This is a genomic window from Gardnerella sp. DNF01205 (assembly GCF_049244135.1).
Taxonomy (GTDB): Bacteria; Actinomycetota; Actinomycetes; order Actinomycetales; family Bifidobacteriaceae; genus Bifidobacterium; species Bifidobacterium leopoldii.
The window spans coordinates 262,749-274,313 of sequence record NZ_CP058378.1; the positions used below are offsets into that span (position 1 = coordinate 262,749).

Below are 11,565 nucleotides of genomic sequence, written 5' to 3' on the forward strand. Positions count from 1 at the left end.
CATACTGGTATGTATGCAACATATCGTGTGTAAAACGTAGCAATAGTAACTGTGTATTAAGACACTTTTATAGCTTAAAGCGTGTCTTGTTGCTATGCCTAGGATGTGCTAGAAATATGTGATTTTATGCTACTTCTGTAAGTGATACAAAACGTTTATCATTTAACGAAATTTGTTAACAAAATTTTGTTTTATATGCTCTATTGCTGTCGTTCGTCGGTGCGCGCTAAAGTGAGATAGAACAGTTATATGAATTGTTATTAAAGTTATCAAAGGAGCCAATATGGCAGAAACTTTTAACGTTGTGGTAGAGATTCCACGCGGTTCTAAGAACAAGTATGAAGTGGATCACGAAACTGGTCGCGTATTCTTGGATCGCACCCTTTTCACAGCTATGGGTTATCCAGATGATTACGGTTATATTGATGGCACTTTGGGCGAAGATGGCGATCCACTCGACGCTCTTGTTATGATTCCAAATTCTGTGTTCCCAGGATGCGTTGTTGAGTGCCGCGCCGTTGGCTTGTATCACATGGTTGATGAAGCTGGCGGAGACGACAAGGTTTTGTGTGTTCCAGCAGACGTTCGTTTTGACGACATCAAGGATATCGATGACGTGAACGAGTATCATAAAGCTGAAATCAAGCACTTCTTCGAGCAGTACAAAGCTTTGGAGCCAGGTAAGGAAGTTCTTCCTGGTGACTTCTGGGCTGGTGTAGAGCAGGCTGAGAAGGAAATCGTCGCAGCTCGCAAGCGCTTGGAAGAAAGCGAAAAATAAGTTTCGCTTTTAATGAGCAAAACAATAAAAATTAAAAGCTAATAAATAAAACGTCGAAGACACATACCGTGTTTTCGACGTTTTTATGTAAGTGCGTGCTGCTTTCAAAAGTAAATTAAAATGTAACGTTGCATACGCTTTTAAATAATTTTAAGCAGCTACTAGCATTCCAAGGCCTGCAATATACACGAGCATTCCTGAAAGCATTATTGGCAATATAGAAATGGCGATATCGTGCGAAACTATTCCAGTTTCGTATTCTTCATAATTGTTGCGAACCCACAAATATGAAAGTCCTGATAGCGCGATTAGCATAAATATGCACAGTACTATAACGAGTATTCCACCGTCTAAATTGCGAAGCGATGGCATAAAGCTAATAATTGACGGCAAAAATAGCCAACCCGGAAGTGCTGCACAAGCAATACTTGCAGTAAGCGTGTGCGAAAGATTTCGTACTAAATTTGTGCGATTCTCGCGCAGCATTTGCCTCAAGAATGTTACAAATGTTGCTGCTACAAGAATTAGAGCAAAAGATACAGCCCAGCGTTCGTAAGGGTGAATTGCAGCAATGAACTTACTCATCGACACAGTTTCGTTATCAATAATGACGCTTTTTGGTAGCCATCCCTTTAATACTCCGGTTGCAAACCATGTAGAAGCAATTCCTGCGCATAATGCAATAGCTCGGTCAATTACATTTCCGTGCAGTGGCCACAACGCTATAAATGTAAGCATTATGATAAGGCATAATATAAGTGTTATTTTTGCTGTTGCGATTGGCAATATTGCTGCAATTGCGAGAAGTACTACAACAAAAATTTGGCTTACAAACATCGCTAATGCGTTCATGCTAGGTATACGGGTATGTTTTTGAACATTTACGCAAGAATTATCATTTTTCTGCATCTTATCATTGCAGATACGTGTTTCATTGCTCATACACACTCCCTAGTGCTGTAAGTTTTATATTTATAAAGCGTAATATGTCCATAAAATATTAACAAATTACTTTGTTTATTTACTAATGTAGCCTATAACCTGCACTGCGCTTTATTGTGTTGATATTTTTTATCTTTAGAAGATGCAAGTGTTGCAGTTGTCGCTATTTTTCGCAGTATGGTTTACAATTCCTGTAAAGGCTGAATTTGCTACTACATCAATTGTTTGTTGGAGGCATCATATGACTGATATCACATTGATGACTTCGTGTGCTTCTCCTTCTTCAGTTTTACCTTCACTTACTTTGTTATCTCATAAAGTGCGTTTACTTTCTTTGGATACGTCAAGTTTGGCAAAACTGCCCGCACAAACCATTCTTTTGCTTGATGCGCGTGAGGATTTAGCTCTCGCTAAATCAATGTGTTCTTCTCTGCGTGTTGCAAATATTACGGTTCCTGTCATATTAGTTATAACTGAGGGTGGTTTTACTGTAGTAAATCCTTCGTGGAACATTTCTGATGTTGTGCTTACTAATGCTTCTCCGGCGGAAGTAGAGGGTCGTTTGCGTTTGGCTTCTTTGCAACACGGATCTTCTGATGATTTGTTTGTGCATTCGCAAGGCTCTGAAATTGATGATTCTTTCAATTCAGACAATGGAACTATGCGTTCTGGAGATCTTGTTGTAGATATGCGTAGCTACACAGTGAGTTTGCATGGTCATCCTGTTGATTTAGCTTATAAAGAATTTGAATTGCTGAAATACTTTGTGCAGCATCCGCGCAGGGTGTTTACTCGTGCTCATTTGTTGCAAGAAGTATGGGGTTACGACTACTACGGTGGCACTCGTACTGTAGACGTTCATATTCGTAGGCTTCGTGCAAAACTTGGTGTTGAATATGAACATCTAATTGGCACAGTGCGTAATGTTGGCTATCGCTTTGATCCTTCGGAGTCTGATGAGAATAGCGAAATTTCCGAAAGCAGTGTTGAAGATGATTCTGAAAATGATGCAGATAAGCAGTCTGCGCAATAATGATTTATCGAAGCTCTAATATGCGAGAATCAAAACAAGCGAAATTAGCTCGTATTTATGCAGAGTACGATTTATTGTGCAAAGAAATACCGGAGCCGAAGTGTGCATTAAATTTCAAAAATCCATTTGAGCTACTAATCGCTACTGTATTAAGCGCGCAAACTACGGATAAGCGCGTGAATATCGTGACGCCTGAACTCTTTTCTATTTTTCCCAACGCGAGTTCCTTAGCTGCTGCTCCTGTATCTCAAGTTGAGTCAATTATTTACCCTCTCGGATTTTATAGAGTAAAAGCACAGAATATTATTTCATTATCTGCATGTTTGCTTAATAATTTTTCTGGTATAGTGCCATCAAATATGGAAGATTTAATATCGTTGCCGGGTGTTGGTCGTAAAACTGCCAATGTTGTTCTTGGCAACGCATTTGGATTACCGGGGTTTCCTGTAGATACTCACGTAATACGTGTTACAGGTCGTCTTGGTTGGCGTAAGGTTCAGAATCGTCCAAATCCTGTTGCTATTGAGCGCGAAATAACTGCTTATTTTGCTCCTAAAGAGTGGACTAATCTTTCTCATAGACTTATTTTGCATGGCAGAAAAATTTGCACTGCTCGGAATCCAAAATGTGTTTCATGCCCTTTAAATACAACATGTCCGTCGGCAATTATTTAAAGCGTGTTGTCTCCAATTCAGATATTGATATAGACTGTAGGTTATGTCAAGAACAGGCAAATATGCGTATCGCACTTCCAGGTCAGCTCATGCTCGCACTAATGCAGACTGGATGCCATGGGTTGTGTTTGTAGTTGTGTCTGTAATAATGAGCGGCATTTTGTGGTGTGGATGGCAAATATACCAGGGTCATTCGCCTTTTGCTGCAATAATGCATCCAGCTAGTAACTCAGTGCTAAAAGTTGGTTTACGTACTGCTCCTGAATCTCTTGATATTAGAAACGACGACAGTGACGCTTTACAGCAAGCTTTAATTGGTAATGTTTACGAAACTCTTGTTAAACGTGGCGATGATAATAGTTTGCAACCAGGTCTCGCGAAGTCATGGGATATTTCGAAAGACGGCTTAACATATCGTTTTAATTTGCGTCAAGGTGTGCGTTTCTCTAACGGTAGTGAGATGACTTCGACTTCCGTATTACAATCTTTGAAACAAGGCATCACAAATAATTATCCTGGTTATAGCGCACTTACAAATATTAAAACTGTTAATAAACCGGATGATTACACTTTAGTAATTACACTTAATAATCCAGATGCGTTACTTTTACGTCGTCTTGCTGGACGTGTTGGCATTGTCTATGACACAAAATCGATGATTGACTATGCAAGTGCTGCTCTTGGCACAGGTCCTTTCACTGTAAGTGACTACAATAAAGGCAATTCTTTAGTATTACTTCGCAACGATAAATACTGGGGAACCCCTGCTTCTTGTGCAAGTATTACTTTGCAATATTTCAATAGCGATACTGCTCTAGCTGAGGCAATGGAAAAGGGCAATATTCAAATGGCAGTTCCGCTTGAAGGTAACGAAAATAAGCGTCTTGCTGCTGTTGCTAATACGCAAATGGTAGAGGGTCAGAGCACAAGAGTGCGATTTATTGCAATAAATACAACAGTTTCATCGATTTTCTGCGATGAGCAGGCTCGTAAAGCTGCGAGATACGCTTTGAATGCGCAAACTGTACTTGCAGCTGATGGCAATGGTGGTGTTCCAGTAGGAGGACCTATTGATCCTCTTTCAACTGGTTATGAAGATTTAAATGGATTGTATCCTTATAATCCAGGCAAAGCTGCTCCCTTGTTCCATTACTTTAGCGCAAGCTATTTAGGAACTATTAATTTTCTTGTTCCACAGGGCGAAGGTGGAGTTGGGCGCGAGCTTTCAAAACAGATTAGTTCCGTGAGTGGTTTTAAGGTCAATCTTGAAGAAGTTGATCAACAAACTATGCGTAAGCGTATTAGTGAAGGTAAGTATGATCTTGCGCTTACTACGAGCAATCGTACTTTAGATGAAGGCATGTTTGCAGAAAGCGGTTCTCCGTTCGTTTTGCAAGACGCGCGTGCTCAACAAGCTTGGGCCGATGCGGTTCATTCTAAGAATGCAAACGAATATGAGGCAAATGCTCGTGCATATGCGCGCGAAGTAAGCAATAATGCTGCAGCTCACTGGTTATATGCTCGAAAGAGCATTATGGCTGTGAAGTCTAATGTAAGCGGCTATACGAAAAATATGACGGATCAGCTTCTGCCATTGCAGAGCGTAGTGGTGAAATAGAAAAGCGTAAAGATTTGCGTTGTCGCGCTGAGTTTCTAATATTCAGTTCATGAGTGAACAGGATAATAACACAGTAAAGCACGCACATTTAACGCCTCTTCCTAACAAAGTTGGCGTTGATGGTCTTGAAGACAAGTGGCGTAGCAATTGGGACGAAGCTAAAACTTACGCATTCCATAATTCTCGCGACCGTAAGGCCGTATATTCTATCGATACTCCACCTCCAACCGTTAGTGGCCACTTGCACGTAGGTCACGTATTCTCTTACACGCATACGGATGTCATTGCGCGATATAAGCGCATGCAAGGCTTTGACGTGTTCTACCCAATGGGTTGGGACGATAACGGCTTGCCAACAGAGCGCCGCGTACAAAATTATTACGGTGTGCGAGTGGATACTTCGTTGAAGTATGACCCTGATTTTAAGCCGCCTTTTGAAGGCACTGAAGGCAAGAAGATTGAGGCTAAAGATCAGGTTCCTGTAAGCAGGCAGAACTTTATTGAGCTTTGTGAGCGCTTGACTTCTCAAGATGAGAAGCTTTTTGAAGCATTGTGGCGCAGGCTTGGTCTTTCTGTAGACTGGTCGCAAACTTACCACACGATTGGTGAGCAGCCTCGTCGAGTTGCGCAAAAAGCATTCCTTCGCAATCTTGCTCGCGGAGAAGCTTATCAAAAAGATGCTCCTGGATTGTGGGATGTGACTTTCCAGACTGCAGTTGCACAAGCAGAGCTTGAATCACGCGAATATCCTGGTTTCTACCATAAGATTGCGTTCCGTTTTGAAGATGGTACGCCAATTTATATTGAAACTACGCGTCCAGAATTGCTTGCTGCATGCACTTCTTTAATTGCAAATCCAGAAGATGAGCGTTACAAGAAGTACTTTGGTCAGGAAGTTTATTCGCCACTGTTTAAGGTGAAGGTTCCGATTTTGGCGCATTCTGCTGCTCAAATGGACAAGGGTGCTGGCATTGCAATGTGCTGCACTTTCGGTGACGTAACAGACGTTGAGTGGTGGCGCGATTTGAATTTGCCAACTCGACCAATTATTCAGCGTAACGGTCGCATCGTTATGACGACTCCTGATTGGATTACAGATGAATCCGGCCGTGAAATGTTCGAGAAAATTGCCGGCAAAACCACGTTCTCTGCTCGTAAGGAAATTGTTGAAGCTTTGCAAGCAGCTGGAGACATGGAAGGCGATCCAAAGCCAACAAAGCGTATGACGAACTTCTACGAAAAGGGCGATAAGCCTTTGGAAATCGTCACTTCTCGCCAGTGGTATTTAAAGAACGGTGGCACGGACGAAAAGTTGAATGCTGAACTTATTGAGCGAGGCAAGGAACTTAACTTCCACCCAGACTTTATGCGCGTGCGCTATGAGAATTGGGTTCACGGTTTGAATGGTGACTGGCTTATCTCTCGCCAGCGCTTCTTCGGTGTGCCATTCCCACTTTGGTATCCAGTAAACGAAAATGGGGAAGTGGATTACGAGCATCCTTTGACTCCTAGCGAAGATCGTTTGCCAATCGATCCAACTATTGACGTTCCAGAAGGATTCGATGAATCGCAACGTAACCAGCCGAACGGCTTTACTGCTGAGCAAGACATTATGGACACTTGGGCTACATCTTCCTTAACTCCACAAATCGTGACTCGTTGGGAAGAGCCAGGTGAGGAAAATCAAGCTTTGTTTAAGGCTACTTTCCCAATGGATTTGCGTCCACAAGGCCAGGATATTATTCGTACTTGGCTGTTTAGTACTGTTGATCGCGCACATCTTGAAAACGGCTGCTTGCCTTGGAAGCATGCTGCACTTTCTGGCTGGATTCTTGATCCTGACCATAAGAAGATGTCTAAATCTAAAGGCAACGTTGTTGTGCCAAATAAGCCAATCGAAGAGTTTGGTGCAGATGCTGTACGCTACTGGGCAACTTCTGCAAAACTTGGCTTGGACGCAACTTACGACGAAGGCCAAATGAAGATTGGCCGACGCTTAGCTATTAAGCTTTTGAATGCTACTAAGTTTGCGCTCGCGATTGGTCGTGAAGATGATGAGCATCAGGTTCTTGAGCCTGCTAGCGCGGACTGGAATTTTGCTGATGTTACTGAAGTTTTGGATCGCTCTGTTATGGCAAAGCTTGCATCCGTTATTCGTACAGCTACTGATGCGCTTGAATCTTACGAGCATTCCAAGGCTTTGGAAGCAATCGAAACATTCTTCTGGGAGTTCTGCGACGACTATATTGAGCTTGCAAAGAATCGCGCTTACGGTACTGCAGAATCGACTGGACGCACTCCAAGCGAAGCTGCTGTAAAGTCTGCTCGCACAACTCTTGGCCTTGCGCTCGATGCTTTGGCTCGCTTGCTTGCTCCTTACTTGCCTTACGCTACTGAAGAAGTGTGGAGCTGGATGCATGACGGCGAAGGCTCTGTGCATCGCGCTAGCTGGCCATGCGCTAAGGCGTATGAGGCTGCTGCAAACGGTGTTTCTGCAGATACTTTGGCTTACGCGGGTGAAGCTTTGGCTACTTTGCGCAAGATTAAGTCTGAAGCAAAAGTTTCTATGAAGACTCCTATTTTGCAAGTGACTTTGAACGTAGCAGAAAATGCTTACAAGGCTGTCGAGGAGACTTTGGATGACGTTGCTGAAGCTGGACGCGTTACTGGAGAAGTAAATCTTAACGCTGTTAAGGCAGCAGTTGCTGGAGATTCTTCTGATTCTGAATCTGATTCCGCGGAATCTGATGCAGCTAACGTAAACGTTTCTGTTGCTCAAAGCGAACTCGGCGAAGCTCCTGCAAAAAAGAAGTAGCTGTAAGTAGTTGCAAGTAATCGAAAATAATTAATCGCAAAACAAAAGCGCTGGAAGTCAATCTTCGACTCCAGCGCTTTTTGTGTATTGTAATCGCGAAGCATCGCGCGGTAACGCTAGACTGTAAACCATGAATCCAGAAAGCTTAAGTGAATTAATTGAAAAAATTGCTAAAGATTTAGTAGCAAGCGGTAAAGCTGGCAGTCTAACAGAAGATTTGATTCCTGCTGCCGAAAAACTTGCAGTTATGCGACCAAAGGATCGCGCACACGGTGATTGGGCTACGAATGTTGCTATGCAGCTTGCTAAAAAAGCTGGTATGAAGCCTAGTGATTTAGCCGAGCTTTTTGCTGAGAGTTTGCAAGAAGCGGAAGGTATTGCGTCTGTAGAAGTTGCAGGTCCTGGCTTTATTAACATAACGCTTGATTCTGCTTCTGCAGCGGCAGTCGTAGACGAGGTCTTAAAGCAAGGTGCTGATTTTGGCAAAAATACGCACTTAAGCGGCAAAACTTTGAATCTTGAGTTTGTTTCCGCAAACCCAACTGGTCCAATCCACATTGGTGGAACTCGCTGGGCTGCAGTTGGTGATTCTATGGCTCGAGTCTTGGAAGCGAACGGCGCAAAAGTTGTGCGCGAGTACTACTTCAACGATCATGGCGAGCAAATTAACCGTTTTGCAAAGTCTTTAGTTGCTGCAGCTCATGGTGAAGAAACGCCTGCAGATGGTTACAAAGGCGCGTATATTAACGAAATCGCAGACGCTGTTATAAAAGAAGCGCAAGCAGACGGCGTTGATGTTCTTTCTTTGCCTAGAATTGATCTTGGAAAAGATGAGGAAGGTTTGCCTCTTGGCGAAGGCGATTCCGAGCAGCGCGAAGAGTTCCGCAAGCGCGCAGTGCCAATGATGTTTGCCGAAATCCGTAAGTCCATGCGCGATTTTCGTGTTGATTTCGACGTGTGGTTCCACGAAAACAGCCTGTACGAGGATGGCGAAGTTGAGCGTGCTATTGCAGATTTGCGTTCTCGCGGAGACATTTTTGAAAAAGATGGCGCAACTTGGTTTGAATCCACTAAGCATGGCGACGACAAAGATCGCGTAATTATTAAGTCTGACGGCAATTACGCTTACTTTGCTGCAGATATTGCGTACTATCGCAACAAGCGCCATCGCGAACAGAATCCTGCGGACGTAGCGATTTACATGCTTGGTGCGGATCATCACGGCTATATTGGCAGAATGATGGCAATGTGCGCGGCTTTTGGAGACAAGCCAGGCGAAAACATGCAGATTCTTATTGGTCAGCTTGTAAACGTTATGAAAGATGGCAAGCCTGTACGCATGAGCAAGCGCGCAGGAAACGTTATTACGATTGACGATTTAGTTGATGCAATTGGTGTTGATGCTTCGCGCTACTCGCTTGCTCGCACAGATTACAATACAAGTGTTGATATTGATTTGGATTTGCTTGCTTCTCACAGCAACGATAATCCTGTGTATTACGTGCAATACGCGCACGCACGCAGCTGCAATGTGGCTCGCAATGCTGCGGACGCTGGAATTACGCAAGATGGTGCTGATTTAAGCTTGCTTAATACCGAGGCTGACGGCGAAGTGTTGGCTGCTTTGGCTCAATGGCCTGCTGCTTTGGCTCAAGCTGGCGATTTGCGCGCTCCACACAGAGTTGCGCATTATCTTGAGGATTTGGCAGCAAGTTACCACAAGTGGTACAACCTTGAGCGCGTTGTGCCAATGGAGTTAACTGACCCTGAAAATCGTTTGCCAGAAGCCGATCGTGAATCTCAGCGCATTGCAAAGTGCCCAGAGCCAGCTCGTGCTGCAGCTCGCTTAAAGCTTAACGCTGCTGTGCGCACAGTTATTGCAACTGGTCTTGATTTGCTTGGAATTTCTGCTCCGGAAAAGATGTGATTTTGCTTATTTTATATAAGATTTAGAGCAAAGCTATAGAGCATTTTTGATTACATAGGACGTTGGTAGTTTGCCAGCGTCCTTTTTATTTTTTATTAGAGACACGCACGAATTATAAGTTTCTATCGATTAAGTACATGCAATTTATTAATATACCCTCTAATATTATTTTCGCTTTAAATCCACAAAATTACAAAGTAAGAGATTTAGCTGAATAGTATATAAATACAAATTTATCCTTATGGGAGGTGTAAGCATGAGCGTCACAACACAAAGTGTCAGCACAGATAGTGCCCCGAAAAAAAGGAACTTGACCATTATTGAGTCCGCGTACGTGGCGGTCATGTTGTTTGGTATGTTCTTTGGCGCAGGAAACCTGATTTTCCCTGTGTTCCTTGGAGCTAATGCAGGAAACAATTCCGCTCCTGCAGCATTAGGCTTTATTATTACCGGCGTTGGTTTGCCATTGCTTGGTGTTACGGCTCTTGCGATGAGTCGCGCAAACGGTCTTTTTGAACTTTCTAGTAAGCCGAGCAAAAAATACGGCATGTTCTTTACTTGTGTGCTGTATTTAACAATCGGGCCATTCTTTGCAATTCCTCGCTGCGCAACAACTTCGTACACTGTTGGTTTGGAGCGCGTCGTTCCACAAGACGGAAACGGTCAATTGTATTTGTTCTTGTTCTCTGTGGTTTTCTTCGCGTTAGCATTCTTCTTTGCTATGAAGCCTAGTGGAATACTTACATGGGTTGGTAAAGTTCTTACGCCGATATTCCTGGTTTTCTTAGGTATTCTGGTATTTACTGCACTGTTTTCTCCTGTAAGCGGCGCTTCTGCGGATGCTGCTCCTATAGGGAAGTATGTTAATGAATCATTCTTTACAGGATTCTTAGATGGCTACAATACAATGGATGCTTTAGCTAGCTTGGCTTTTGGCATTATAGTTGTTAGTACTATTCGATCCTTTGGCGTAAAAGACCCTAAAGATGTGGCAGTGAATACTGTGCGATCTGGATTCTTTAGCTGCTTGCTTATGGCGTTGATTTACGTCGCAATTGTTGTTGTCGGTGTGCGTAGCCGTGCACTGTTTAAGCCTGCTGAAAACGGTGGCGTAACTTTGGCGCAAGTTGCACGCTACCATCTTGGAAACGTTGGTTTGCTTGTTCTTGCTGCAACTGTTACTCTTGCATGCTTAAAGACGGCAGTTGGTTTAATTGTAAGCTGCTCGGAAACCTTCTCTAAGTTATTCCCTAAGGGTCCTAGCTATCGCGTTTGGTCTGTGTTGATTACGCTTGTTTCGTTTGGCCTTGCAAACTTTGGTTTGAGCACAATCATCGAATATGCAGTTCCAGTATTGATGTTCTTGTATCCACTGTCAATCGTATTGATTCTTTTGGCTTTGTGCGGTCGACTTTTTGGAAATTCCAAAGTCGTGTACGCTTGGACACTTGGTTTTACTGGTGTTGCAGCTGTATTTGACTTTTTGAATAGTTTGCCAACAGCTTTGCGCAACGCATTGCATATGAACGATATGTTGGTGGTTGCTCAAAACTGGTTGCCGTTCTCGGAATTTGGCATGGCTTGGGTTTGCCCTGCTGTTGTTGGATTTGTTGTTGGCTATGTCCGCATGGTTTTATTTGAAAACAAGGACATGGAAGAGGTGGCTCGTCTAGCTGCTGGTCCAGATCTTGAAGGCAGTGTTGCTAGCGAAAATGATTCATATGCTTCCATTGATTCTCAGTTTTGCGAGCAAAATTAGAAAATCATGAAATAACCGT

8 protein-coding genes are annotated in these 11,565 nt (G+C 43.2%); 7 read left to right on the forward strand and 1 reads right to left on the reverse strand.

Annotation, left to right across the window (positions count from 1 at the left end; all coding sequences use genetic code 11):
- Positions 1–283 precede the first annotated feature (283 nt).
- Positions 284–778 carry an inorganic diphosphatase gene (locus HXT47_RS01105; RefSeq protein WP_004105658.1) on the forward strand — a complete coding sequence of 165 codons (495 nt, stop codon included), beginning with the start codon at positions 284–286 and terminating at the stop codon, positions 776–778.
- Between the two features lie 150 nt (positions 779–928).
- Here HXT47_RS01105 and HXT47_RS01110 read toward each other — a convergent pair whose 3' ends face one another.
- Positions 929–1,720, reverse strand: coding sequence for a hypothetical protein (locus tag HXT47_RS01110; protein ID WP_032842348.1), 792 nt, complete (start codon positions 1,718–1,720; stop codon positions 929–931).
- Between the two features lie 241 nt (positions 1,721–1,961).
- On the opposite strand from HXT47_RS01110, the gene HXT47_RS01115 reads away from it, so the two are divergent.
- The 6 genes from HXT47_RS01115 (at position 1,962) to brnQ (ending at position 11,546) form a co-directional block, all read left to right on the forward strand.
- Positions 1,962–2,753, forward strand: a complete 792-nt coding sequence (locus HXT47_RS01115) for a response regulator transcription factor (protein ID WP_032835323.1) — start codon at positions 1,962–1,964, stop codon at positions 2,751–2,753.
- Positions 2,754–2,773: 20 nt separating this feature from the next.
- Positions 2,774–3,427 carry an endonuclease III gene (gene nth / locus HXT47_RS01120; RefSeq protein ID WP_032835362.1) on the forward strand — a complete coding sequence of 218 codons (654 nt, stop codon included), beginning with the start codon at positions 2,774–2,776 and terminating at the stop codon, positions 3,425–3,427.
- A gap of 112 nt (positions 3,428–3,539) precedes the next feature.
- Positions 3,540–5,045 carry an ABC transporter substrate-binding protein gene (locus HXT47_RS01125; RefSeq protein ID WP_421789376.1) on the forward strand — a complete coding sequence of 502 codons (1,506 nt, stop codon included), beginning with the start codon at positions 3,540–3,542 and terminating at the stop codon, positions 5,043–5,045.
- A 49-nt stretch (positions 5,046–5,094) separates the two neighbouring features.
- Positions 5,095–7,860 carry a valine--tRNA ligase gene (valS, locus tag HXT47_RS01130; protein WP_421789132.1) on the forward strand — a complete coding sequence of 922 codons (2,766 nt, stop codon included), beginning with the start codon at positions 5,095–5,097 and terminating at the stop codon, positions 7,858–7,860.
- A 130-nt stretch (positions 7,861–7,990) separates the two neighbouring features.
- Positions 7,991–9,787, forward strand: a complete 1,797-nt coding sequence (gene argS / locus HXT47_RS01135) for an arginine--tRNA ligase (RefSeq protein WP_174164268.1) — start codon at positions 7,991–7,993, stop codon at positions 9,785–9,787.
- 256 nt (positions 9,788–10,043) lie between these two features.
- On the forward strand, positions 10,044–11,546 hold the full coding sequence (gene brnQ / locus HXT47_RS01140; protein WP_080550923.1) for a branched-chain amino acid transport system II carrier protein: 1,503 nt from the start codon (positions 10,044–10,046) through the stop codon (positions 11,544–11,546).
- Positions 11,547–11,565 lie beyond the last annotated feature (19 nt).